This is a genomic window from Phenylobacterium sp. (assembly GCF_036264965.1).
Classification (GTDB): Bacteria; Pseudomonadota; Alphaproteobacteria; order Caulobacterales; family Caulobacteraceae; genus Phenylobacterium.
The window spans coordinates 1-23946 of the sequence record NZ_DATAPY010000167.1 but is presented as its reverse complement, the minus strand read 5'-3'; the positions used below and the strand labels follow the sequence as shown (position 1 = coordinate 23946).

At 69.0% G+C, this 23946-nt stretch carries 27 protein-coding genes; 18 read left to right on the top strand and 9 right to left on the bottom strand.

The window, feature by feature from the left end; genetic code table 11:
• Positions 1 to 167 precede the first annotated feature (167 nt).
• Genes VHS75_RS21855 through VHS75_RS21845 form a run of 3 tightly spaced genes read left to right on the top strand, consistent with a single transcriptional unit; the run spans position 168 to position 2347 of the window.
• Positions 168 to 410: a hypothetical protein gene (locus VHS75_RS21855; protein WP_329640741.1), complete on the top strand. Its 243-nt coding sequence runs from the start codon at positions 168 to 170 to the stop codon at positions 408 to 410.
• Positions 411 to 436: 26 nt separating this feature from the next.
• Positions 437 to 1111, top strand: coding sequence for a TetR/AcrR family transcriptional regulator (locus VHS75_RS21850; RefSeq protein ID WP_329640740.1), 675 nt, complete (start codon positions 437 to 439; stop codon positions 1109 to 1111).
• 39 nt (positions 1112 to 1150) lie between these two features.
• A complete protein-coding gene (locus VHS75_RS21845; protein WP_329640779.1) occupies positions 1151 to 2347 on the top strand; it encodes an FAD-dependent oxidoreductase in 1197 nt (398 codons plus the stop codon).
• Positions 2348 to 2354: 7 nt separating this feature from the next.
• On the opposite strand, the gene VHS75_RS21840 is transcribed toward VHS75_RS21845, so the two are convergent.
• Entirely contained in the window at positions 2355 to 2936 is a 582-nt protein-coding gene (locus VHS75_RS21840; protein ID WP_329640739.1) for a methylated-DNA--[protein]-cysteine S-methyltransferase, read from the bottom strand.
• 100 nt (positions 2937 to 3036) lie between these two features.
• On the opposite strand from VHS75_RS21840, the gene VHS75_RS21835 reads away from it, so the two are divergent.
• The 4 genes from VHS75_RS21835 to rimM all read left to right on the top strand — a co-directional run bounded on the left by VHS75_RS21835 (position 3037) and on the right by rimM (position 6161).
• Positions 3037 to 3285, top strand: a complete 249-nt coding sequence (locus tag VHS75_RS21835; protein WP_329640738.1) for a hypothetical protein — start codon at positions 3037 to 3039, stop codon at positions 3283 to 3285.
• 165 nt (positions 3286 to 3450) lie between these two features.
• Positions 3451 to 4980 carry a signal recognition particle protein gene (gene ffh, locus VHS75_RS21830; RefSeq protein WP_329640737.1) on the top strand — a complete coding sequence of 510 codons (1530 nt, stop codon included), beginning with the start codon at positions 3451 to 3453 and terminating at the stop codon, positions 4978 to 4980.
• A 24-nt stretch (positions 4981 to 5004) separates the two neighbouring features.
• Positions 5005 to 5643 (top strand): 30S ribosomal protein S16, encoded by a 639-nt coding sequence (gene rpsP, locus VHS75_RS21825; RefSeq protein WP_329640736.1) that lies wholly within the window; start codon positions 5005 to 5007, stop codon positions 5641 to 5643.
• Between the two features lie 14 nt (positions 5644 to 5657).
• Positions 5658 to 6161 carry a ribosome maturation factor RimM gene (gene rimM / locus VHS75_RS21820; RefSeq protein WP_329640735.1) on the top strand — a complete coding sequence of 168 codons (504 nt, stop codon included), beginning with the start codon at positions 5658 to 5660 and terminating at the stop codon, positions 6159 to 6161.
• 111 nt (positions 6162 to 6272) lie between these two features.
• Here rimM and VHS75_RS21815 read toward each other — a convergent pair whose 3' ends face one another.
• Both VHS75_RS21815 and VHS75_RS21810 read right to left on the bottom strand, forming a co-directional pair.
• A complete protein-coding gene (locus tag VHS75_RS21815) occupies positions 6273 to 7139 on the bottom strand; it encodes an acyl-CoA thioesterase II (protein ID WP_329640734.1) in 867 nt (288 codons plus the stop codon).
• Between the two features lie 44 nt (positions 7140 to 7183).
• The gene (locus tag VHS75_RS21810; protein WP_329640733.1) at positions 7184 to 8332 is read right to left on the bottom strand and encodes an aspartyl protease family protein; all 1149 of its coding nucleotides are present in this window, start codon (positions 8330 to 8332) and stop codon (positions 7184 to 7186) included.
• A 62-nt stretch (positions 8333 to 8394) separates the two neighbouring features.
• Between VHS75_RS21810 and trmD the strand changes: the two genes are divergently transcribed.
• From trmD to VHS75_RS21795, 3 genes are all read left to right on the top strand, one after another.
• Positions 8395 to 9105, top strand: coding sequence for a tRNA (guanosine(37)-N1)-methyltransferase TrmD (gene trmD / locus VHS75_RS21805; protein WP_329640732.1), 711 nt, complete (start codon positions 8395 to 8397; stop codon positions 9103 to 9105).
• 19 nt (positions 9106 to 9124) lie between these two features.
• Entirely contained in the window at positions 9125 to 9523 is a 399-nt protein-coding gene (gene rplS / locus VHS75_RS21800) for a 50S ribosomal protein L19 (RefSeq protein WP_329640731.1), read from the top strand.
• A 133-nt stretch (positions 9524 to 9656) separates the two neighbouring features.
• A complete protein-coding gene (locus VHS75_RS21795; protein WP_329640730.1) occupies positions 9657 to 11888 on the top strand; it encodes an arylsulfatase in 2232 nt (743 codons plus the stop codon).
• 2 nt (positions 11889 to 11890) lie between these two features.
• Here the strand turns inward: VHS75_RS21795 and VHS75_RS21790 are convergent, their stop codons facing one another.
• Together VHS75_RS21790 and VHS75_RS21785 are read right to left on the bottom strand one after the other, a co-directional pair.
• Complete coding sequence (locus VHS75_RS21790) at positions 11891 to 12289, bottom strand: GFA family protein (RefSeq protein WP_329640729.1); 399 nt, start codon at positions 12287 to 12289, stop codon at positions 11891 to 11893.
• Positions 12286 to 13185, bottom strand: a complete 900-nt coding sequence (locus VHS75_RS21785; protein WP_329640728.1) for a LysR family transcriptional regulator — start codon at positions 13183 to 13185, stop codon at positions 12286 to 12288. Before VHS75_RS21785 ends, VHS75_RS21790 begins: the two co-directional genes overlap by 4 nt.
• A gap of 91 nt (positions 13186 to 13276) precedes the next feature.
• Here VHS75_RS21785 and VHS75_RS21780 point away from each other — a divergent pair, with 91 nt between their 5' ends.
• From VHS75_RS21780 to VHS75_RS21755, 6 genes are all read left to right on the top strand, one after another.
• A complete protein-coding gene (locus VHS75_RS21780; RefSeq protein ID WP_329640727.1) occupies positions 13277 to 14272 on the top strand; it encodes an NAD-dependent epimerase/dehydratase family protein in 996 nt (331 codons plus the stop codon).
• 84 nt (positions 14273 to 14356) lie between these two features.
• The gene (leuC, locus tag VHS75_RS21775) at positions 14357 to 15796 is read left to right on the top strand and encodes a 3-isopropylmalate dehydratase large subunit (RefSeq protein ID WP_329640778.1); all 1440 of its coding nucleotides are present in this window, start codon (positions 14357 to 14359) and stop codon (positions 15794 to 15796) included.
• A 10-nt stretch (positions 15797 to 15806) separates the two neighbouring features.
• Positions 15807 to 16616, top strand: coding sequence for a VOC family protein (locus VHS75_RS21770; RefSeq protein WP_329640726.1), 810 nt, complete (start codon positions 15807 to 15809; stop codon positions 16614 to 16616).
• Entirely contained in the window at positions 16613 to 17377 is a 765-nt protein-coding gene (locus tag VHS75_RS21765; protein ID WP_329640725.1) for a hypothetical protein, read from the top strand. The genes VHS75_RS21770 and VHS75_RS21765 overlap by 4 nt, the downstream gene beginning before the upstream one ends.
• Positions 17377 to 17988 carry a 3-isopropylmalate dehydratase small subunit gene (gene leuD / locus VHS75_RS21760; protein ID WP_329640724.1) on the top strand — a complete coding sequence of 204 codons (612 nt, stop codon included), beginning with the start codon at positions 17377 to 17379 and terminating at the stop codon, positions 17986 to 17988. Before VHS75_RS21765 ends, leuD begins: the two co-directional genes overlap by 1 nt.
• Positions 17989 to 18002: 14 nt before the next feature.
• A complete protein-coding gene (locus VHS75_RS21755; protein ID WP_329640723.1) occupies positions 18003 to 18305 on the top strand; it encodes a putative quinol monooxygenase in 303 nt (100 codons plus the stop codon).
• 21 nt (positions 18306 to 18326) lie between these two features.
• On the opposite strand, the gene VHS75_RS21750 is transcribed toward VHS75_RS21755, so the two are convergent.
• A complete protein-coding gene (locus VHS75_RS21750) occupies positions 18327 to 18665 on the bottom strand; it encodes a hypothetical protein (RefSeq protein WP_329640722.1) in 339 nt (112 codons plus the stop codon).
• A gap of 161 nt (positions 18666 to 18826) precedes the next feature.
• On the opposite strand from VHS75_RS21750, the gene leuB reads away from it, so the two are divergent.
• Positions 18827 to 19879 (top strand): 3-isopropylmalate dehydrogenase, encoded by a 1053-nt coding sequence (gene leuB / locus VHS75_RS21745; RefSeq protein WP_329640721.1) that lies wholly within the window; start codon positions 18827 to 18829, stop codon positions 19877 to 19879.
• On the opposite strand, the gene VHS75_RS21740 is transcribed toward leuB, so the two are convergent.
• Genes VHS75_RS21740 through VHS75_RS21730 form a run of 3 tightly spaced genes read right to left on the bottom strand, consistent with a single transcriptional unit; the run spans position 19876 to position 23154 of the window.
• The gene (locus VHS75_RS21740; protein WP_329640720.1) at positions 19876 to 20802 is read right to left on the bottom strand and encodes a helix-turn-helix domain-containing GNAT family N-acetyltransferase; all 927 of its coding nucleotides are present in this window, start codon (positions 20800 to 20802) and stop codon (positions 19876 to 19878) included. The genes leuB and VHS75_RS21740 overlap by 4 nt on opposite strands.
• 47 nt (positions 20803 to 20849) lie before the next feature.
• Positions 20850 to 21734, bottom strand: a complete 885-nt coding sequence (locus tag VHS75_RS21735) for an alpha/beta hydrolase (RefSeq protein WP_329640719.1) — start codon at positions 21732 to 21734, stop codon at positions 20850 to 20852.
• A gap of 10 nt (positions 21735 to 21744) precedes the next feature.
• Positions 21745 to 23154, bottom strand: a complete 1410-nt coding sequence (locus tag VHS75_RS21730) for a pyridoxal phosphate-dependent decarboxylase family protein (RefSeq protein WP_329640718.1) — start codon at positions 23152 to 23154, stop codon at positions 21745 to 21747.
• Positions 23155 to 23301: 147 nt separating this feature from the next.
• On the opposite strand from VHS75_RS21730, the gene VHS75_RS21725 reads away from it, so the two are divergent.
• Complete coding sequence (locus tag VHS75_RS21725) at positions 23302 to 23712, top strand: EVE domain-containing protein (RefSeq protein WP_329640717.1); 411 nt, start codon at positions 23302 to 23304, stop codon at positions 23710 to 23712.
• Positions 23713 to 23946: the final 234 nt, after the last annotated feature.

The window sequence follows — 23946 nt, the reverse complement described above, 5'->3', positions numbered from 1 at the left end:
GTGTTCATTGGCGCGATCACGTTTTTTGTTTCAAGTTGACACTGGTGTCAGCGCGACCCATATGCGCCATCCGAACAAACAAACTTAACGGCCGGACCTCCGGCGTCGGCGCATTGCGCCGGCGGCGTTCACCCCTTGTCGTTTCTTTTCGCCGGACCCAGACCGCCATGCCCGCCCTTCCCGCCTTCGACCTTGAGTCGACGCCGACCGTCGCGTTGGAGGTCGATGTCCAGACCGCGCTTGCCTTGTCACGCGCCACCACCCGCGCCGTCATCGCCATCTCGCCCAAGGCTCACCGCGCCATGATGGACGCCCTGGGCGTCGAAGCCGCGGTGCAGGAGGCGCAAGGCGGACCGGTCGCCGAGCTGGTCGCCTCCCTGATCAAAGGCCACCTCGACCAGCTGAAGTGAGTTCGCAGGCGCCCCCTCGCCGGCCCATGCGGGTCAACCTGGAGGCCCGCGCGGCGCTCGCCGGGCAGAGGCGCGCCCGCACCCGCGACCGCCTGCTGATCGCCGCCGAGGCGGTGATCGCCGAGAAGGGGCTGCACGGCGGTTCCATCGAGGAGTTCGCCCGCGCCGCCGGTGTCTCCCGCGGCACCTTCTACAACTACTTCCCCACCACCACCGACCTGATCAGCGCCCTGAACCGACGTGTGGCGCGAGATATGGCCGGGCTGCTGGCGGAGATCGTCAAGCGTCCCGCCGACCCGGCCGCCCGCCTGGCGGCCAGCCTGCACACCATGCTTGCCGCCTACCACGCAGACCCCCTCCGCGGCTGGGTGGCCCTGCAACTCGCCAGTACATCGGCCCCGCGGGTCAGCGCCTACGAAGAGGTCTTTGCCACGCTCTATCGCGAGGGCGTGGCGCGTGGCCAGTTCCGCGATGTCGACTTGGTCGCTGCCGTGACCCTGTGCTTCGGAACCCTCCGCATGGCCCTGCGCGATGTGGCCGCCGGGGAACCGGCCGCCCAGCCGGAGGAGCTGGTCGCGATGTTGCTGACGGCCTACGGCTTGCCCTTCGAAGCCGCTTTGGCGATCAGCTGCGAGCAATGCGCCGCCGCCAAGCGCGGCCAGGCGCGGGACGCCCTTCCACTCGCCTCGCTCGCCAGCTAAGCCACTAGCCACGTAACGGCTTGGGGGCGGATCGTGACCATGCTGGACATCCTGGATCGCCGCCGCCTGATGTTAGGCTCGGCGGGCCTCGGGCTCCTTGGGCTTGGAGGTTGTGCGACCACGACGGTCGGCGCCCCGGCGCCCGAGGCGAGCCTCGTCCCCTACGCCGATCGCCGCCCGCCGATCGCGCCGGTGCATGCCCGGATGGACCGCCTGTTCGACATCACGGTCTGTCTGCGCCCGTTCCGCGCCCAGGGCCCGCGGCTCGACGCCGAGCTGGTGGGCGATGCGCTGGTGGTGCACAATTACGGCCACGGCGGCTCGGGCTGGTCGCTGTCCTGGGGCTCCGGGACGATGGCGGTCCGCAAGGCCATGGCGAACAGCCCGAAGGAGATCGCCGTCGTCGGCTGCGGCGCCATCGGCCTGTCGTCGGCGATCCTCGCCCAGGAGGCCGGCGCCAAGGTCACCATCTACGCCAGGGACATGCTGCCCGACGCCCGCTCGGCGCGGGCCACCGGCAGCTGGACGCCGGACAGCCGCATCGCGCTCGCCGACAAGGCCGGGCCGCAGTTCGCGATCCAGTGGGAGGAGATGGCGCGCATCTCCTTCAAGCGCTTCCGCCGCTACCTCGGCCTGGCGGATAGTCCGGTGGAGTGGTCCGACCGCTACTTCCTCTCCGATCCTCCATCCGATCCGTCCCTGCCGCCGACCGGCCCGGCCCTCGAGTTCGCCTACTATTCCGACCGCATCCGCGACATCACGCCCCGCCCCGAGATACTGCCCGCCGGCGCGACACCGTTCCCCGGCGCCAACGTGCGGCGCACCTCGTCCATGCAGTTCAACGTCGCCGACTACGGCCACACCCTGATGGCCGACTTCCTGGCCATGGGCGGCCATATCGAGCACCGCGAATTCCAAAGCCTGGCCGACCTGGCGACGCTGAAGGAGAAGGTCGTCATCAACTGCCCGGGCTATGGCGCCCGCGCACTCTGCCGCGACGAGAGCATCACGCCCGTGCGCGGCCAGATCGCCTGGCTGATCCCGCAGCCGGAGGTGAACTACGGCGTCTTCTACAAGAACGTCAGCATGCTCTCGCGGCGCGACGGCATCGTGGTCCAGGCGCTGTGGGGCGGCGACATGTTCGGCTACGGCAACGACCACGAGGTGATCGACCAGGCCGAGGCCGCGAAGGCCGTGACGACCCTCGCCGAGCTCTACGGGCGGATGAAGGGCTGATCTCCGCCTAGTCGAACAGCGACGGCTGCGGCGCCTCGGACGCTTTCGCCCGCGCGGACTTGGGCGGCGCGGGCTCCAGCACCCTGGCGCCCTCGATGGCCAGCAGCTTGACCTTGGTGTTGATCCCGCCGCGTGCCGAGAAGCCGCCGAGCTTGCCGCCGGCCGCGGTCACCCGATGGCAGGGCACCACGATCGGCCAGGGGTTCTTGCCGAGCGCCGCGCCGACGTCGCGGGCCAAGAGCTTGTCGCCCAGCTTCTCGGCGATCTGGCCGTAGGTCAGGGTCTCGCCCGGCGGGATGGCGCGGGCGATCTCGTAGACCTTTGCGTCGAATTCCGGGACGCGCTCGATGTCGATCGGCGCCTCCAGCAGGGCGTTGGGCTTGCCGGCCAGCAACTCGCGGATGCCGGCGATGGCGGCCTCGGCCATCGGCGTCGGCGACGCTTCGACAGCGTCCGGATAGCGGCGCAGGAAACTGCGGCGCGCGTTCTCCCGGTCGGCCTCCGGCAGGTAGACCCCGACGAGGCCTTTGTCGCCCCAGGCCAGACCCGCGTGGCCGATGGGCGTTTCGAAGAGGGTGTAGCTGATCATGCGGAGGATATAGGCCTGTTCGTCGCGCTCCGCTGGCGGCTTTCGGACATCAATCGCAAAGATCCTCCCCCAGCGCGGAGCGCGTGCGAGAGGGCATCGGATGGCAGTGATCAGAGCATTCGCGATCGTCGTCTTTGCGATCACTGCAATCGGTCAAACGATCCTGTACGTCGCGATCTTGCTAGAACACAAACCGACCGCCTCAGGCGCCCAATTTGCCCTGATGAAGATATTTCGTAGGGAGGATCTTACGACGCGGGGCCAAGTGTTGGGGCGGTGGTGGGTGCGCATCTCGCTGCTGGCCGCGGTTGCATTCGTCACAATTCTCGTGACGGGCTCCCTTTCTTGACCTTCCCACCCTCTTAGGCGCATAAGCCCGCCCTTCCGGCGCCAACCTCGGTCAGCGCCCTCTACCGCCACGACACCCAGGTCTTATCTGGGACGAGGGCGGCGAGGCCCCCCGTCCACGCAATCGTGCACGGGGGTCGACTGCGTTTGGGCCACAGAGGATTGAATGTTTGACGCACTGACAGATCGGCTCTCCAGCGTCTTTGACCGCCTCAGCGGCAAGGGCGTGCTGTCGGAGAAGGACGTCGACGAGGCCCTGCGCGAAGTGCGCGTGGCCCTGCTCGAGGCCGACGTCGCTCTGCCGGTGGTCCGCGATTTCATCGCCAAGGCCAAGGAAGCCGCGACCGGCGAGGCGGTGATCCGCTCGGTCCGTCCCGCCGACCAGGTGGTCAAGATCACCTACGACGGCCTCGTCGAGATGCTGGGCGGCGAAGGCGAGGCGCAAGGCCTCAACCTGTCGCTGAACCCGCCGACGGTCATCATGATGGCCGGCCTGCAGGGCTCGGGTAAGACCACCACCGCCGGCAAGCTGGCGCTGAAACTCGTGAAGGACCGCAAGAAGGTCCTGCTGGCCTCGCTGGACACCCGCCGTCCGGCCGCCATGGAGCAGCTCGCGACCCTGGCCACGCTGGCCGGCGTCGACAGCCTGCCGATCGTCGCCGGCCAAGCAGCCTCCGACATCGCCCGCAGGGCGCTTCAATCCGCCAAGCTGCAGGGCTTCGACGTCGTCATCCTCGACACCGCCGGGCGCACCACGCTCGACGAGGCGATGATGAGCGAGGCGGCCGAGATCGCGAAGATCGCCAATCCGTCCGAGACCCTGCTGGTCGCCGACGCGCTGACCGGCCAGGACGCGGTGCGGACGGCGAAAGCCTTCCACGAACGCTTGCCGCTGACCGGCCTGGTGCTGACCCGCGCCGACGGCGACGGCCGTGGCGGCGCGGCGCTCTCCATGCGCGCGGTCACCGGCCTGCCGATCAAGTTCCTCGGCGTGTCCGAGAAGATCGACGGCCTGGAAGTCTTCGACGCCGCCCGCGTCGCCGGCCGTATCCTGGGCCAGGGCGACGTGGTGGCGCTGGTCGAGAAGGCCAGCCAGGAGCTCGACGTCGCCAAGGCCGAGGCCATGGCCAAGCGGCTCGCCAAGGGCCAGTTCGACCTCGACATGATGGCCGAGCAGCTTCAGCAGATGAAGCGCATGGGCGGCATGGAAGGCCTGATGGGCATGTTGCCCGGCGTCCAGAAGATCAAGAAGCAGATCGCCGAGGCCAACATCAACGACAAGATGGTCGACCGGCAGGCGGCGATCATCGGCTCCATGACCAAGCTGGAGCGCAAGAAACCCGACATCCTGGCCGCTTCGCGCAAGCGTCGGATCGCGGCCGGCGCCGGGGTCGACGTGGCCGAAGTGAACCGGCTCCTGAAGCAGCACCGCCAGATGGCCGACGCCTTCAAGATGATGAGCAAGGGCGGCGGCAAGGGCTTCGCCCAGATGGCCCAGATGCTGGGCGGCATGGGCGGCGGCGGCATGGGCGGCATGGACCGCCTGAAGAGCCTCGGCGGCGGCAAGATGCCGATGCCTAGCGAAAAAGAGATCGAAGAAATGGCGGCCAAGCTGCAAGGCGAAGGCGGCCTGAAATTACCTGGCCTGGGCGGCGGCGGTGGCCTGCCCCCCGGCTTCAACCCTTTCAAAAAATAGCTGAAAACCTAAGGACTTAGAAAAATGCTGAAGATCCGTCTCGCCCGTGGCGGCGCCAAGAAGCGCCCCTACTATTCGATCGTCGTCGCCGACAGCCACTCGCCGCGCGACGGCCGCTTCATCGAAAAAGTGGGCTCCTACAACCCGCTACTGAAGAAGGACGACCCGAACCGCGTCGTCCTGAATGTCGAGCGCATCACCGAATGGATGGGTAAGGGCGCCCAGCCGACCGACCGCGTGGCGCGCGAACTCGGCAAGCTGGACCTGGTGAAGTGGGAACACGGCAACAACCCCAACAAGGGCAAGCCCGGGACCAAGGCCGTCGAACGCGCCGAGGAGAAGACCAAGCGCGAAGCCGACCGCGCCGCGGCGATCGAGGAAGCCAAGAACAACCCGCCGCCGGCCCCTGAGCCGGAGCCGGTCGTGGAAGAAGCCCCCGCCGCTGAAGCCGCTCCGGCGGAAGAAGCGCCGGCCGCTGAAGAAGCTCCGGCCGCTGAAGCTGTCGCCGAGGAAGCCCCGGCCGCCGAAGCCGCCGCTGAAGAGGCCCCTGCTGCTGAAGCTGCTGCGCCTGCCGAAGAGCCGGCCGCCGAGGCTGCTCCGGCCGAAGAAGCTGCTGAAGCGCCCGCCGCCGAAGCCGCGGCCGACGAACCGACCGAAGGCTGATCCAGGTTTCGCTCTTGAGCGACGACCTGATCATGGTGGGCCGCGTGGCGGGCGCCTTTGGCGTCCGCGGCGAGGTCCGCATCACCAGCTTCACGGCTGAGCCGCTGGCGCTGGTGGACTACAAGACCCTGCTGCGTGAGGACGGCTCGCCCGGCCTCACGCTGTCGGGCGGCCGCGTCGCCAAGGGCGGCGTGGTGGCGCGCGTCCAGGAAGTGGCGACGCGCGAGGAGGCCGAGGCGCTCCGCGGTCTGAAACTCTACATCCCCCGCGCCGTTCTGCCCGAGCCCGACGAGGACGAGTTCTACATCGCCGATCTGGTCGGAATGGAAGTGCGCAGCCTTGAGGGCGATGTCCTCGGCCATGTGCGCTCGGTGCGCGACTTCGGGGCCGGCGACCTGTTGGAAGTGGCTCCCGCCGCCGGCGAAAGCTGGTGGCTGCCCTTCACCCGCGAGGCCGTGCCCGAGGTGCGTATGGCCGATGGGTTCCTCGTCGCCGTCCGCGCCGACGAAATCGAATAATCAGTCCGCTCATCCCCGCGAAGGCGGGGATCCATACGGCGTTTCGAGCCAAGTCTTCCGCGAATGCCTCAACTCAGCTTGGGTCCCCGCCTTCGCGGGGATGAGCGGGGTCTATGTTGCTTTCGGCTTGCGCATCCGGATCAGGCCCTCTTGGGCGACTGACGCCACCAGGGTGCCATCCGCGGCGAAGATCGAGCCGCGGATAAAGCCGCGGCCGCCCGAAGCGCTGGGGCTGTCCTGAGCGTAAAGGTGCCAGTCGTTGAAGTTGATCGGCTTGTGGAACCACATGGCGTGGTCGAGGCTGGCCGACTGGAAGCCCGGCGTCTGCCAGTGGACCCTGTGCGGCCGCATCGCCGTCGACAGCAGGTTCATGTCCGACGCGTAGGCCAGGATCACCTGGTGCATGTGCTGGTCGGCGCCGATCGGCTCGCGGCAACGGATCCAGCTCTGGCTTTCCGGGTCCTTGGCCTCGCCACCCTGGAAATAGCTGCGCGCGTCGACCGAGCGCATCTCGATCGGCCGGGGCCGTGACAGCCAGCGCTTGGCCTCCTCCGGCGCGTTCTTCATCGCCTCCTTCTGCATCTCCGCCTCGTCGGGCAGGTCGTCCCAGGGCGTGGCGGCGGGCATGGCCGCCTGGTGCTCATAGCCCTCCTCGTGAGCCATGAACGAGGCGGCGAGGTTGAAGATCTGTTGGCCGTGCTGGATGGCGATGACGCGTCGCGTGGTGAAGCTGCCGCCGTCGCGGCTGCGGTCGACCTCGAAGACGATCGGCACGGTCGGATCGCCCGGGCGGATGAAATAGCAATGCAGCGAGTGGCAGATGCGGTCTTCCACCGTCTCATAGGCTGCCAGCAGCGACTGGCCGATCACCTGGCCGCCGAAGATGCGGCCCGGCGAATTGTCCGACGTCACGCCGCGGAAGAGGTTCACTTCGATGCGCTCAAGCTGGAGCGTCTCGGCCAGGTTCTCAGTTTTCATGAGGCGCCGCTTACGCCGCGCGCCCGGCGTGGGCAAGCGCGCGACTAGAAGTAGTCGGCCAGCGTCAGCCGCCGCTCTGTCCCGTCCGCCAGTGTCAGGGCCACCGATCGCCCAGCGACGCCGAATATCCATTGTGAGGCGTCGCTGGCCATATAGCCCGGCGCGATGGGGCGCCCGTCGAGCTCGGTGACCAATTCGCCCGCCTTCCAGCCGCCCCGCGCGGCCGGGCTGCCGAGCGCCACATGGTCGACGATCAGTACGCCCGGCGCCTGCGGTGACAGCGACAGTCCCGTGCGATTCTTGCGGAACGGCTGCGCGGTCGCGTTGGGATAGGGCGCCATCCACATCCGATCGCCGGCGAAGTCGATGGTCAGGCGAAAGCGGCTAAGCAGTTGCACGCCGATGTTGGCCGGCGCGCGGGTGGTGAGGCCCACCGTGACCACCGTCGGCACGCCATCGAAGCTGAGGCCGCCGACCTGCACCCGGTCCAAGCAGGCCTGGGCGCTTTCCCGCGGCCCGTCGGCGCCCACCGCCAGCTCGGTCGAGAGCCTATGGCCGACCAGCAGGTGATGCGCCTCGGCGAAGTCGCGATCGAGCAACAGGCCGCCGGCGTTGCCCAGGTCGAGGATCGCCTCCGTCGCAACCCCATCGATCGCGATCGGCAGGCTGCGCAGGTCGCCCGAGGGACGTAGCGACACCGGCCTGCCGGGCGGCGGGACAAAGCCGGCGCGCGGGATCAGGCTGAGCTTGCAGGCCTGGAAATCGATATCCACCACCGCCTGGTCGAAGACGTCGCGGCCCAGCAGCACCTGCACTGGCCGTGGGACGATCCGAGCCACGGCGCTCAGGTCAATCACCGCGACGCGCCGGCCGCTCATCGTCAGATCGCCCGCCTGCAGGTCGACGCAGGCCCGATGGACGCCGGCCACGCCGCCGGCCACGCCATGCGCCTGGATTCCGCCACCCAGGGTCACGCCAAGCTGGCGGGCGAAGGCCGCGTCCAGCACGCTGGCGCCGGCGCCGGAGTCCAGCCAGGCCTCCGCCGGCTGACCGTTGACGGTGATCGGAAACAGGATCTGGCGGTCGTGGACGAAGGCGAAGTCCAGGGTCTGGACGGGCGCTCCGGCCGCCCGCGCCAAGCCGGACGCCAGGCTGATACCCGCCGAAAGTGCGAGGAAGCGGCGTCGCTGCATGGACGCGACGCTACACGCCGGCCTTGACGGGCGCACGCCCCGCGGGGCCTTAACCGCTCACCATGTCCTTCGACGCCACCGTCCTGACGATGTTCCCGGAGGCCTTTCCAGGCCCGCTCGGCGTCTCCCTGATCGGGACGACCTGGCGCGAACAGGGCCTATTGTCCTTGGAAACGCTGGACATTCGGGGGTTTTCCACAGATAAGCGCGGCTTCCTCGACGACACCCCTGCGGGTGGCGGCCCTGGACAGGTGATGCGGGCGGACGTGATCGCCTCCGCGCTGGACAGCGTGGAGCGTCGCGGGCGTCCGCTTTTATATATGAGCGCCCGGGGCCGGCCCCTTACCCAAGCGCTTGTAAAGACTTGGGCTTCAGGGCCTGGACTGATCGTCCTCTGCGGACGGTTCGAAGGGGTGGATCAGCGGGTCTTAGACGCCCGCGGGTTCGAGGAGATCGCGGTTGGCGATGCGGTCCTGGCCGGTGGCGAAGCGGCGGCGCTGGTGGCGATCGAAGCGTGCGTGCGGCTGGTCCCAGGTGTGTTGGGGCAGGCCGCGAGTTTGAGTGAAGAAAGCTTCGAGGATGGGCTCCTCGAGCATCCGCAGTACACGCGACCGCGGACGTTCGAAGAGCTCGATATCCCCGAGGTCCTGCTGGGTGGGAACCACGCCGAGGTTCGGAAGTGGCGCCAGGCCGAGCGGGAGAAGACCACGCGGGAGCGGCGGCCGGACTTGTGGGCGCAGCGATCCGCCAATCAACAGGCAAAGGGCGATTAAGCCCAGAAGGACCAAGGCCATGAACGTGATAGAGACCCTCGAGAAGGAAGAAGCCGACCGGCTTCTGGCCACTCGCAAGATTCCCGAATTCCAGCCCGGCGACACCGTGCGCGTGAACGTCAAGATCAAGGAAGGCGAGCGCGAGCGCGTCCAGGCCTATGAAGGCGTCTGCATCGCCCGCGGCGGCCAGGGCATCAATGAGAGCTTCACCGTGCGCAAGATCAGCTTCGGCGAAGGCGTCGAGCGTCTGTTCCCGGTGATGAGCCCGATGATCGACTCCATCGAGGTGAAGCGCCGCGGCGTCGTGCGTCGCGCCAAGCTCTATTACCTGCGCGACCGTCGCGGGAAGTCGGCCCGGATCGCCGAGCGCTCCATGGCGCGCACGACCGAAGAGGCCCCCGATAGCTCGGAAGCCTAAGGGCTCCGACATTTCCAACGAATTCCAGACGGCGGCCGCAGCGATGCGGCCGCCGTTTTCGTTTGCGCGATGGTGGAGGATCGCGTCTCTGTTCGTTGAACCGGAATAGGGATTACGGAATAGGGACTACGGAATGGCGGCGAAGATCGGGCGAACCCTGGCGGACTCCACACCCTATTGGCCGCCGGGACCGCAGGTCCCCAGGACCGCGCCCAACATCTTGGTGGTGCTGTTCGACGACGTCGGCTTCTCGGACTTCGGCTGCTACGGCTCGCCGATCGCGACGCCCACCATCGACGCGCTCGCCGCCGCCGGCTTGCGGCTGAACGGCTTCCACACCACCGCCATGTGTTCGACCACCCGGGCGGCCCTGCTGACCGGGCGCAACCACCATTCGGTGGGCGTGGGCTGCCTGGCCAACTTCGATAGCGGTTTTCCCGGCTATCGCGGGAAGATCGCCAAGGAAGCCGGGACGCTCCCAGAGATGCTGCGGCCGCACGGCTACCGCAACTACATGGTCGGCAAGTGGCACGTGACCTCGCTGACCGAGACCGGGCCGACCGGGCCCTTCGACGGCTGGCCGCTCGGCCGCGGGTTTGACCGCTACTACGGCTTCATGGACGCCGAGACCGACCAGTATTCGCCGGAGCTGGTGCGCGACAATACGCCGGTCGAACAGCCGAAGAGCTACGCCGAGGGCTACCACCTGACCACCGACCTGGTGGACCAGTCGATCCGCTACATCGCCGACCACGCGGCCAACGCGCCGGACAAGCCCTGGCTGCTGTGGCTCGCGCCCGGCGCCTGCCACGCGCCGCACCAGGCGCCGAAGGAGATCATCGAAAGCTACGACCCGGTCTTCGCCGGGGGCTGGGACGCAGAGCGCGAGCGGCGCCTGGCGCGACAGAAGGCGCTGGGGATCGTGCCGGCCAACACCGACCTGCCGGCCCGCAACGACGGCGTACGGCCCTGGGCGGAGCTTTCCGCCAACGAGCAGAAGGTCGCCGTGCGCCTGCAGAGCGCGTTCGCCGCCATGCTGGACCACACCGACCGCGAGCTCGCCCGGCTGGTGGCGTTTCTTGAGGAGGCGGGCGTCCGCGACGACACCCTGATCCTGGTGATGTCCGACAATGGCGCCAGCCAGGAGGGCGGCCCCAACGGCTTCGTGAATGCGATGGGCCCTTACAACGGCAAGGCCGAGCCGCTGGCCGAAAAGCTGGCGCGGCTGGACGACATCGGCGGGCCGGACAGCCATTCGAACTTCCCGCACGGCTGGGCCATGGCGTCCAACACGCCACTGCGCCGCTACAAGCAGAACACCCACGGCGGGGGAATCCGCGACCCGCTGGTGATCTCGTGGCCCAAGGGAATCTCCCGGCGCGGCGAGGTGGTCGAGGGCTTCGCCCACGCCTGCGACCTGGTCCCGACGGTCCTCGAGATCCTGGGCGTCGAGGCGCCGGCCGAGGTCGCCGGCGTGACGCAGACGCCCCTTGAGGGCGAGAGCTTCCTGCCGCGCCTCAAGGCTCCCGGCGCGCCGGACCGCGCCACGCCGCAGTACTTCGAAATGTTCGGCCACCGCGGCCTCTGGAAGGATGGCTGGAAGGCGGTGGCGTTCCATCCGCCGGGCACGCCCTTCGAGGAGGACCGCTGGGAGCTCTTCCACCTCGACGCCGATTTCTCAGAAGCCCACGATCTCGCCGAGGCTGAGCCGGACCGCCTGAAGGATCTCATGGCGCTCTGGTGGTCCGAAGCCGAGCAGCATCAGGTCCTGCCGCTGGACGACCGTTTCGCCCCGCGGTTCGCGGAGAACTCCGCGCGCTTCGGAGGCCAGAGGAAACGCTACGTCTTCCATGCCGGCATGGGCCACCTGCCCACCGACGTCGCGCCGGACGTGCGCAGCCGCTCGTACCGGATCGAAGCCGAAGTTATCGTCCCGCCGGGCGGGGCCGACGGCGTCCTGATTGCCCATGGCGACGCCACCAGCGGCTATAGCCTCTACGTCCAGGACGGGCGGCTGCACCACGCCCTGAACATCGGCGGCAAGCGCGAGACGCTCGCCGCCGACCGGCCGACGCCTGAGGGGCCGCATGCGCTGGGCGTCGCGGTCCGCCAGGATGCCGATGGCCGGACCTTCACCCTGACCCTCGACGGCCGGCCGGCGGGTTCGACGTTCACGACGCTCGGCTTTGCGACCCTGATCTCCTGGTCCGGCCTCGACATCGGCCGCGACCGCGGCAGCCCCGTCGCGCCGTACGAGGCGCCGTTCGCCTATGCCGGGACCCTGCGGCGCGTGACCGTCACCATGGACGACGACCAGACCCTGGACGGCGAGACGATCGGCGAGGCCGAGATGGCGCGGCAGTAGAGCTAGATCGGCCCCTCGGCGAACTGCGGCAGACCGTCGTCGATCACCGTCCAGGCCAGCTTGGCCGAGACCCAGATATGCATCTGCGGCGCGAGTGCGCTCGGGTCGTCCAGGGTCGCCAGCGCCACGCCGATCCGCGCCGGCGCGTCCTTGGGTTCGGAGAAGACCGGCGTCCCACAGCGGGCGCAGGACAGGCGATCGACCCGTGGCGAGGTGGGCCAGCGCGAGGTCTCGCCCTGGCGTTCGAAGGTTTCGGCCAGGAACACCGCGCGGGCGAAGAATGGGCCACCGGTCGCGCGTTGGCAGTTGCGGCAATGGCAGACCCGCACATTGGCCGGCTCGGCCCTCGCCCGCCAGCGCACCTGGCCGCACAGGCAGCCGCCCTCATAGGGCGCGGTCACGCCGCCTTGCTCTCCCGCACATAGGCGGTCGTGCCCTCGACGAGATGGTCGAACATCAGCCGCATGCGCCGGCTGCCCCGCAGGTTCTCGTGCATCACCACATAGACGGGCAGCATGAAGAGGGTGAAGTTCGGCAGCACCCGCGTCAGGCCGTAGCGTTGGGCGAGGCCGTCCTGCACCACGCCGATCCCGAAGCCCGCGCGTGTGGCGGCGAGCTGCGCCAGGTCGCTGTCGGAGCGGAAGGTGAAGGTCTCGCGGCTCACCGGCATATTCAGGCCGGGCACGTCGCGCAGGCCCCGGGCCGGGCTGTCGAAGCCGATGATGGCGTGGTCTTCGAAATCCGCCAGCGCCTCGGGTGTCCCGTGGCGTTCGAGGTATTCGGCCGTCGCGAAGAAGGCGAGCGACACCTCGCCCACCTTCTTGGCCACCAGGGCGTTCTGGCTGGGCGGCGTCATGCGCACGGCGATGTCTGCCTCGCGGCGCGACAGGTCGTCGTTGATGTTGGAGAGCATCAGCTCGATCACCACGCCGGGATGTTCCTCGCGGAAGCTGGTCAGCATCGGCGGCAGCACCTCGGCGCCGACGATCTCGCTGGCGGTGATGCGGATCGAGCCGGAGAGCGAATTGGCCGCGCCGGAGGCGTCGCGCACGGCGGCGGAGGCCGCGGCCGACATATCGTGCAGGTGGGGCTTCAGCTCCAGCGCCAGGTCGGTGGGCTGCAGGCCGCGCGGGCTGCGCAGGAACAGCGGCGAGCCCAGACGCTGCTCCAGGGTCTCGATGTGGCGGCCCAGCGTCGGCTGGGTGAGGCCACGCAAGCGCGCCGCCGCCGACAGGGTGCCGGCCTCCAGCACCGCATGCAGACTTTGGAACAGGTCCCAGTCGTTCGGCCCAGGCATGCGCTAATGAATAGCTGATCCAGAGGATTCGGCAATTCTGTTTGAGACCAAGGCGGCGCATCTCTCGGTCAGCGAACCTGGAGACATGGACATGACCCTGAAGAGCGAACCGAAACTGGCCCTGGTGATCGGCGCGACGGGCGGCGTCGGCGGCGCGGTCGCCGAGCGGCTGCTGGCCGGTGGCTGGCGCGTCCGCGCCCTCAACCGCGACCCGCAGACGGCGCAACGCACCCGCGGCAGCCCCGGACTGGAGTGGGTCAAGGGCGACGCCATGATCGAGGCTGACGCGGTCGCCGCGGCTGAAGGCGCCAGCCTGGTGGTCCACGGCGCCAATCCGCCCGGCTACAACAACTGGGCCGGCCTGCAGCTGCCGATGCTGAACGCCAGCATCGCCGCGGCCAAGGCCGCCGGCGCCCGGCTGGTGTTCCCCGGCACGGTCTACAACTACGGCCCCGACGCCTTCCCCAGCCTGACCGAGGCCTCGCCGCAGCAGCCGCGCACCCGCAAGGGCGCGATCCGGGTGCAGATGGAACAGGCCCTGACGCGCGCCTCCCGTGAGGATGGCCTCAAGGTCCTGATCGTGCGTTGCGGCGACTTCTTCGGCCCCAGGCCCGGCAACAATTGGCTGTCGCAGGGCATGGTGAAGTCGGGCAAGCCGATCGCCGCCGTGACCTATCCCGGGCCGCTGACCGTCGCGCATTGCTGGGCCTATCTGCCCGACGTGGCCGAGACCATGGTCCGCCTGGCCGAGGACGAGGCGAACCTGGGCGACTTCGAGGTCTTCCACATGCGCGGCCAGACCCTCACCGGCGACGAACTGGTCGCCGCCCTGGCGGTCGCCGCCGGCCGCAAACTGCCGGTCAGCCGCCTGCCCTGGTTCGCCGTCCGCGCCATGGCGCCCTTAAACGAGACCATGCGCGAGATGCTGGAGATGCGTTACCTCTGGGAGACGCCGGTGATGCTGGACAACACCCGCCTGGTCGCGCGCCTGGGCGCTGAGCCGCACACGCCGATCGTGGATGCGCTGCGCACGGCGCTCGAGGGGGCGAACGCCCTGCCGCATCGGCCAAAGGCTCTCGCGGCCTGAAAGGCAGGAAATTGCGCCGCATGCCGAAGGAATGCGGCGTCGCAGCACTAGACGTGCGCGGGGGTGCGGACCTACATGCGCCCCATGCCCGGCAAGACCCTTTATGACAAGATCTGGGACGCCCACGTCGTTACCCAAACCAAGAATGGGCAACAGGACGGCGAGGCGATCCTCTACATCGACCTGCACCTGATCCACGAGGTGACCACGCCCCAGGCCTTCGCCGGCCTTCGGCTGGCCAAGCGCCCGGTGCGCCGGCCGGACCGCACGCTTGCGGTCGCCGACCACAATGTGCCGACCGAGGGCCAGGCGCTGGGCGTCGGCGCGGTCGCCGACGAGGAGGCGCGCCTGCAGCTCCAGACCCTGGAGCGCAACGTAAAGGACTACGGCATCGAGTTCTTCCCGATGGGCGATGTGCGCAACGGCATCGTCCATGTGGTCGGGCCCGAGCAGGGCCGCACCCAGCCCGGCATGACCATCGTCTGCGGCGACAGCCACACCTCGACCCATGGCGCCTTCGGGGCCTTGGCCCACGGCATCGGAACGTCGGAGGTCGAGCATGTGCTGGCCACCCAGACCCTACGCCAGACCAAGGCTAGGAACTTCCGGGTCAATATCGAGGGCGAGCCCATCCCCGGGGTCGGCGCCAAGGACTTCGCCCTGGCGGTGATCGGCCAGATCGGCACCGCCGGCGGCACCGGCTACGTCATCGAATACGCCGGCTCCGCGGTGCGGGCGCTTTCGATGGAAGGGCGCATGACGCTCTGCAACCTGACCATCGAGGCTGGCGCGCGGGCGGGCCTGGTGGCGCCTGACGAGACCACCTTCGACTACCTCATGGGCCGGCCCGCCGCACCCAAGGGCGGCGCCTGGGAGATGGCGCTCAGCTACTGGAAGAGCTTCTCCACCGATCCCGACGCCCAGTTCGACCGCGAGATCACCATCGACGCAGCGAAGATCGCACCCCTGGTCACCTGGGGCACCAGCCCCGAGGACGTGATCGCGGTGACCGACCGGGTGCCGGCGCCGGAGGATTTCGAGAGCCCCGACAAGCGCGCCTCCGCCGTCCGCGCGCTGGAGTACATGGGCCTCGACGCCGGCCAGCCGATCACCGAGGCCAAGGTCGACGTGGTGTTCATCGGCTCCTGCACCAACAGCCGCATTGAGGACCTGCGCGCCGCCGCCAAGGTGGTCGCCAAGGCTTTAGAGGGGGGCCGCAAGGTCTCGCCGCACGTACGCGCCATGGTCGTGCCGGGCTCCGGCCTGGTGCGGGCGCAGGCGGAGGACGAGGGCCTGGACGAGATCTTCCTGGCCGCCGGCTTCGAATGGCGCGAGCCGGGCTGCTCCATGTGCCTGGCCATGAACCCGGACAAGGTCCCGCCGGGCCAGCGCTGCGCGTCGACCTCCAACCGCAACTTCGAAGGCCGCCAGGGCCGCGCCGGCCGCACCCATCTGATGAGCCCGGTCATGGCCGCCGCCGCCGCCATCGCGGGCCACATCGCTGACGTGCGGGACTACCTGTGAGGGCTTGCTGGTGATTGAGGGCCTGGACCACGTCGCCATCGCGGTTCGCGACTTCGACGCGGCGGTGGACGGCTATCGTCGCCTGCTCGGCCGCGAGCCGGACTTTGCGCCTCGCGACGGCGCGAACCGGGCGTGGTTCCGGTTTCCCAACATGGCGCTGGAGGTCATCGCCCCCTCCAACAGCAAAAATGGGTGCGGCGAAGGGTCCGCCGGCGATCGCGTCAGGGCCCAGCTTGAGGCCGCCGGAGAGGGGATCTGGCTGGCGGCCTTCGCCGTCGACGACGTGGCCGCGGCGTCGCGGCTAATGAGCCGGCGTGGCCTGGAGGTCGGCCCGGTCGGCGCGCTCGCACGGATGCAGGCGGCGGGCCTCTCCTTCGTCCTGGCGACCGCGCACGGCGCCGCGTCATCGCCGGCCGTAGGCGACGAACAGGCCGCGGTCGCCGCCCTCGACCATATCGTGGTCCACACGCCGAACCCCGACCGCGCGCTCGGCCTCTACGGCGCGAAGTTCGGCCTCGACCTGCGCCTCGACCGCGCCAACGAGCAGTGGGGCGTGCGCCAGCTGTTCTTCCGCTGCGGCGGCGCGGTCTTCGAAGTGGGCGCGAGCCTCAAGGCGCCGGTGACCGACGCGCCGGACAGCTTCGGCGGCCTGGCCTGGCGGGTCTCCGACCCGGACGCCGCCCAGGCCCGCATCGCCGCGGCAGGCTTCGACGTCTCCGAGGTCCGCACAGGCCGCAAACCCGGCACACGCGTGTTCACTGTACGTTCTGGACTCGTCGGCCTCCCCGCGCTTATGATCGAGCAGGGGGAAGCGTTATGAGACCCATTCTGATCTCAATCTTGCTCGCCAGCGCTGCGGCGCCAGCCATCGCCGCGGATTTGCCTGTGATGCTCCGCGACGGCGCGGCCTGGACTCCGGTATCGGCCGACGCCTTGCCCGGATCGCCTCCGGAGGTAGCGCAGGGGCGTAGCTTCCCGATTCCCGCGACGGTCGCCGTAGATGATGCGCTCGTGCCGGGGCCAGTGCTCAACAAAGACGAGGTCCGCGCGGAATTCGTAAGGCGGTTCCCCACTTTCGCGACCGAGAAGCCGGCGATCCTCGACGCGAGTTCGAAGGCCATGATCGCGAGCGAACTCATCGTGGTCAGTCGAGCCCAAGGTCTCAATCTGGACGCTGGAAAGATAATTTCGGCCGACACTGAGATGCCCAATCCGTTGGGCAATGTGCCGATGCGTGCCGTGCAGACCGCCAGGCTGGAATCCCTGGACAAGAAAGCCGGGCGAGCAGTTGTGGAGTGGCGCCAAGTCCTCGATCCGGCGGCGTTCAAAGCCAGCATCGAGGCCATGCTGCTCAATATGGGCAAGGACAAGATCTCGCCGGAGAAATTGGAAGAGGCGCGGGCCGTCTTCGCCAGCGCCTCCATGCAGAGCGAAACGATCTGCAGGCATGAGATCGACATTCACAGCGGCCTCGCCGTCGCGGTCGAATGCCGTGCGAGCGATACGATTACCGTGCAGGGCAAGACCCAGCACGTAGAAGAGCATTGGCGGATCACCCAGACCAAGCCGGAGCCCGCCTGATGGACGCCTTCACCCGCCTGGACGCCAAGATCGCGCCGCTGCCGCTGGCCAATATCGACACCGACCAGATCATCCCCAAGCAGTTCCTCAAGACGGTGGAGCGCGAGGGCCTGGCCAAGGGCCTCTTCTACGACCTGCGCTTCGACGGCGAGGGCAAGGCGCGCCCGGACTTCGTCCTGAACCAGGCGGCCTACAAGGGCGCGGGCGTCCTGGTGGCGGGCGACAATTTCGGCTGCGGCTCGTCCCGCGAGCACGCGCCCTGGGCGCTGATGGATTTCGGGATCCGCTGCGTGGTCTCCACCAGCTTCGCGGACATCTTCTACAACAACTGCTTCCAGAACGGCCTTTTGCCCGTGGTCCTGCCGGCCGCGCAGGTACAGGCGCTGATGGAGGAGGCCAAGGGCGGCAACCACCTGGTGACCGTCGACCTGGAGGCCCAGACCCTGGTGTCCCCGGCCGGCGAGACCTTCCACTTCGAGATCGATCCGGTCCGCAAGGAGAAGATGCTCAAGGGCCTCGACGCCATCGGCGAGACCTTGCAGGCCGCCGCCGACATCGACACCTACGAGATGAAGCGGGCGCTGGACCGGCCATGGCTGGAAGACGCATAGAGACTGGAGGACGCATGAGCGTGATCATCGCCGGCGTGATGCGACTGCCGCCGGAAAACCTGGCGTCTCTCAAGCCGCATATGTCCACCATGCTCGCCGCCAGCCGGGCCGAGGACGGGTGCGTCACCTACAGCTACGCCGAGGACGTGGCCGAGCCGGGCCTGATCCGGGTGTTTGAGGTCTGGCGCGACCAGGCGGCGATCGAGGCCCACTTCAAGGCGCCGCACATGGCCCCCTGGCGCGCCGCCTGCGCCGAGCACGGCGTGTCGGACCGCAAGCTCTTCGCCTACGAAACCACCGCCGAACGGGCGCTCTAAGGCCCCGCCCGGCGGCGCTCCTCAGTGCGGCGTCGGGGACGACGGGCTGGTCCCCGGCTCCGATGGCGTCTTCTTTTTCTTGCCCTTCGCGTCCTTCGCCATCGCCGGGTCGTCTGAGCTCTTGGACGCCGCCGTCGCGGAGGTGTCGGTGCTCGTGCTGGGCGCCGTCGCCGAAGACGGGTCCGAACGATCCTTCCGGGCGTCGGGCGGCGTGGCCGCCGGATCGCTGGGCGAAGAGCTCGGCGCAGCTTGGCTGGGGGGCTGCGCCGGGGTTGCGGGGCTCGGGGGCTGGGCGGCGGCGGCGGCGGCGAGCGTGAGGCCAGCTACAAGCGTGGCCAGCGCGATTGGGGTCGTGCGCATCAGCGTTCCTCTCTCTGTCCGGAAAACCGGACGCTCAAGTGATCCCCGCCGACGCCCTCTAGCCTTTCGGCATAAAGTGGTGAAAAGGCGGCGCTCGCGGGGCTTCCCCCGGGCGGCAGCTTCACCTAGGAGGTCGCCCAACCCTCCTCTCAAGGCGCGCCATGACTGACCTCCTCCTTCTGCCCGGCGACGGGATCGGGCCCGAAGTGACCGCCCAGGTGCGGCGTGTGGCCAACCGCCTGGCCAACGACCTCACCATCGACGAGCGCCCGTTCGGCGGGACCAGCTTCGATCAGCTCGGCACGCCGCTGGCCGATGAGACCCTGGCGCAGGCGAAGGCCGCCAGGGCGGTGTTGATGGGTGCGGTCGGCGGCCCGCAGTGGGCCAACGCGCCCCGCGACAAGCGCCCCGAGGCGGGCCTGCTCGGCCTGCGCACCGGCATGGGCGTTTTCGCCAACCTTCGGCCTGCGATCTGCTTCCAGCCCCTGGCCGGCGCCTCGTCGCTGAAGCGCGAGCTGATCGAGGGCCTGGACTTCATGATCGTCCGCGAACTCACCGGCGGGGTCTATTTCGGCCAGCCGCGGTTCATCGAGGATCTGCCGGGCGGCGGCCAACGCGCCGTGGACACCCAGGTCTATACGACCATGGAGATCGAGCGGATCGCGCGCGTGGCCTTCGAACTGGCCCGCGGCCGGCGGAACAAGGTGCATAGCGCCGAGAAATCCAACGTCATGGAGACCGGCCTTCTATGGCGCCGGGTGGTCACCGACCTGCACAAACGCGAATACGCCGACGTCGAGCTGGAGCATATCCTGGCTGACAACGCCGCCATGCAGATCGTCAAGAACCCCAAACAGTTCGACGTCATGGTCACCGACAACCTGTTCGGCGACATCCTGTCGGACGCCGCGGCCCAGCTCACCGGCTCGCTTGGCATGCTGCCGTCGGCGGCGCTGGGCGCGCCCGGAACGCCCGGCCTCTATGAGCCGATCCATGGCTCGGCGCCGGATATCGCCGGCAAGGGCATCGCCAATCCGCTGGCGGCGATCCTCAGCTTCGAGATGGCGCTGCGCTGGTCGCTCGACCGCGCGGATCTGGCGGACAAGCTCTACGCCGCTGTGGGCGCGGCGCTGGAAAAGGGCGCGCGCACGCCCGATCTGGGCGGTGCGCTGACCACCCTCCAGATGGCCGACGCGGTGCTGGCGGAGCTTTAGAGTCTCAGCCTCCAGGTCTCGCTGACCTCCGGCGCGCCGAAGTCGTCGTGGGTCCAGGTCTCTTCGAGTTCAAATCCCGTGGCCGCGTAGATCGCCCGCGCGGCGGTCAGCACCGCGTGGGTCCAGAGCACGATCTCGCGGTAACCGGCGGCGCGGGCGAAGGCGACGCACTCTTCGACCAGCCGCCGACCGAGCCCCAGGCCGCGGGCCGCGGGCTCCAGCATCAGCAGGCGCAGGCGCGCCACGCCCGGAACTTCGTCCTTCACCAGAAAGACGCAGCCCAGCCGCTCGCCCCCGCGCTCGGCGATCCAGCAGCGTTCCAGGGCCGGATCGTAGCCGTCGAGGAAGTCGGCGCAAATCCGCGCGGTCACCGCCTCGATATGGCCGTTCCAGCCATATTCCCGGGCATAGTTCAGGCCGTGGCGCTCGGTGATCCAACCCATGTCGCCGGGGCGGTGCAGCCGCAACGTGACAGGCGCAGGCGTCTTATCCGGCCCCAGCAGCTCCTGGACCGTCTCCACCGCCTCGACCAGGCGCGCGCGTTCGGCGCCCGACAGTCCAGCAATCAATCCTTCGACCAGAGCCGAAGAGCGCCGGTCGAACGCTTCGAAGATCTCCGCCCCATGCGGCGTCAGGCGCAGCAGCGTGCTGCGGCGGTCGTTGGCGGCGGGCTCCCGGGCGATCACGCCGTCCCGCTCCAACCGCGCCACGATGCGGCTCAGGTAGCCGGCGTCGAGGCCGGTGATCTCGCCGATCGTCTTGGCTGTGACGCCGTCGCCCTTGCCGATCTCGTAGAGCGCGCGGCCCTCAGCGGCGGTGTAGGGCGTCTCAAGGTAGCCGTTTTTCAGCAGGCCGATCGCAGGGGTGTAGAAGCGGTTGAACCGGCGGACCGCGGCGACGGGATCAGACAGCTCGACGGGCATGGCGTCCTCCTGAACGCCAGCAAAGCCACATTAGTTGACGGAGTCAACTAATGGATCGTCGCCGCCAGCCAGTCGGAGACGGTCTGCTGCAAGGCGATCCGCCGGTCGCTGTAGGGATGGTCGGTGGCGAAGTGGACGATCTGCGGCTTGGGGCCGTCCAGCCTCCCGAGCGCGGCCGCGAGCGCGGCCCCTTCAGGGGCGAAGCCATCGTCGGAGGTGATCACCAGCAGCGGCACGCCCCGAAGCCTCGGCGCCGCCGCGGCGAAAGTCCAGTCCTTGCCATGTGGCAAAAGCTGGTTCGCTAGACCTGACGGCGTGCAGCCGACCAGGGTCTCGAGGCCGTCGAATCCCTCCTTGACGAACTTGCGCCAAGCGGCAGGGCTCACCCTGGCCGCCTGCGCCTCTCCGGCGTCATCGGTCCCGGAGATCAGCACCAGCCCTTGCACCGGCGCGCTGCGCACCGCCGTGTTCACCGCCACGAACCCACCGCTGCTGTGGCCCGCAAGCACGATGCGGTGGACATCGACGCCATAGGCGGACGCGTTGGCCGGGGCGCGGACGAAGGCCAGGGCGGCGACCCCGTCCTCGATCAGATGAGGGTAGGAATAGGTCCCGGGGCTGCCCCAGGATCCCCGGTAATGCAGGGTCAGAACGTTCCAGCCTTGCCGACGAATCGCTTGGGCCAGATCGAGGTTCTGCTCATTGCCAGGCATCCCATGAAAGACCACCATCGTCGGATGCGGCCCGGGGCCCGGCGCCAGATAGAACACCCCGTTGATCCGCACACTGTGCGTAAGGATGTGGACCACCTCCATCCGCGCCGGGTGGGCCGCGTCGCGCGGCGGATCGGTGAGGACCGGGCCGGTCTGCGCCAGGACAGGACCCGCCATCATGACGGCGGCGATCGCCGCGCCCGCGAGACGCCAGCCCATGTCGGCCTCCTTAACCCTGCAGCACCGCTCCGACGGCCGCGATGGTGCGGGCCACGTCGGCGTCCGTCGTGCGCCAATTGCAGACGCTGATTCGCATGCAGCGGCGACCGCGGAAGGTGACGCCGCCGAACAGCGCTTCGCCGGACGCATTGATCGCCGCGATCACCTCGTCGGTGCGCTGATCGTGGTCAGCCTCGTTCGCCCCATCCGCCGGCGAGCGAAACCGCACCAGGCCCTGGTTCAGGCCCGAGGTCGCCACGGACTGGGCTCCCGGCAACGACCCCATGCCCGCAACCAGCGCCTGGGCGTGTCGGCAGGTGCGGTCCACCAGGTCGGCGACGCCCTCGCGGCCCAGCTCGCGCAGGGCGGCGTAGATCGGAAAGCCCCGCGCCCGGCGCGAGAATTCCGGGTTCCAGTCGATCTGATCGCGAGCCGCGCCGCCCGCCGGCAGATAGCTGGTCGAGAGCGTCATGGCCGCCCGGTGCGCCTCGGCGTCACGGATGAAGGCCAAGCCGGAGTCGTAGGGTACGTTCAGGTACTTGTGCGCATCGGTCGTCCAGGAATCGCAAAGCTCGATGCCGCGCGCCAGGTCGCGGTGCGTCGGGCTGGTCCGGGCCCAGAGGCCGAAGGCGCCGTCCACATGGGTCCAGGCGCCGGCGGCGCGGGCCATCGGCGCCAGGGCTTCGAAGGGATCGAAGGCCGCACGGTTCAGCTCACCGGCCTGCAGCACCACGACGGTCGGCTGCGAGGTGGCGTTCAACGCCGTGGCCAAAGTTTCCGACGCCACCCGCCCGTCGTCGTCTGTCTCCAGCGGGGCGATGTTGTCTGAGCCAAGGCCCATCAGGCGCACCGCCCGATCCATCGACCCGTGCCGCTCGGCGTTGGCCAGAATGCGGATCGCCGGCGAACCGGCCAGGCCCTGGCGCTCCACGTCCCAGCCGCGGTCGCGAAGCACCGCATGGCGGGCGGCGGCCAAGCAGGTCGAGTGCGCCATCTGGGTGCCGGTGACGAAGCCGACGCTTGCCTCCGCCGGCAGGCCGAACAGGTCCTTCAGCCAGCCCGCCGCGACCTCCTCGACAACCGAGGCGGCCGGGCCGCAGGCGTGGATGCCGGCGTTCTGGTCCCAGGCGGTGGTCAGCCAGTCGGCGGCCATGGCGGACGGAACGCCGCCGCCGATCACCCAGCCGAAGAACCGCCCGCTCTGGGAGCCCAGGATGCCACCCACCGTGTCGGCCACCAGGTCGTCGATCACCCGCACGGCGTCCATGCCCCGGTCCGCCAGGGGCCGATCCAGCCGTGCGCGCATTTCCGTCAAGGTCGCGGTCGTGGCCACGGAACGATCGTCCAGGCCCTCGATCCAGGCCAGGGCATGCTCGGCGGCCCGCATCAGGGCGGCGCGCTCGGGTGTCTCGGTCGGCATGGGGTCCCTCCAGGCGCGGCAGATGCGGTGGCGTCGGGGTTCGCGTCAACGGGGCGATAGCGACATTCGGAAGGGGCATTCGCCTTGCCAAGGCGCGGCGTCGCGTGATCCTGTCGGGCCTCGACGAGGCGGCGACGGGAGCATTTGATGGCGCACTGGCTGGTGAAATCCGAGCCCAACAAATACGCCTTCGCCGACCTGCAGCGGGACGGCAAGACCGTCTGGGACGGCGTGCGCAACAACGCCGCGGCCCTGCACCTGAAGGCCATGAAGGTCGGCGACGAGGTGTTCTACTACCACTCGCAGGAGGGCCTGGCGGTGGTGGGGATCGCCCGGGTTTCGCGCGAGTGGTTCCCCGATCCGACCGACCCCAGCGGCCGCTTCGTGGCGGTGGAATTCGAGCCGGTGCGCGCGTTCAAGCAGCCGGTCAGCCTGGCCGAGATCAAGGCGACGCCGGCGCTCGCCGGCATGCGGATGCTGCGCCAGTTCCGCCTGTCGGTGACCCCGATCACGTCCGACGAATGGGCGACGATCCGCAGGATGGGCGGCGACGCGTAGCTGCTCATTTCCCCGGCGCGTCACCACAAATCACCACAGACTGAGGTCCCCGCCCGGTCCGGGCGTCGCCTATCTTGCGCGCGATCAGCGCGTTTCAGCGCGGCGCCGTTGACCGTAGATCACCGTTGATAACGGTCCTCCGGCCGAGTGGCCCCTGGCGCGTTCCTGACCCATTCACGATGTCAAAGACCGGGGCCGCCACCCATACCCGCGGCTGCTCCGCCAAGGTTACTT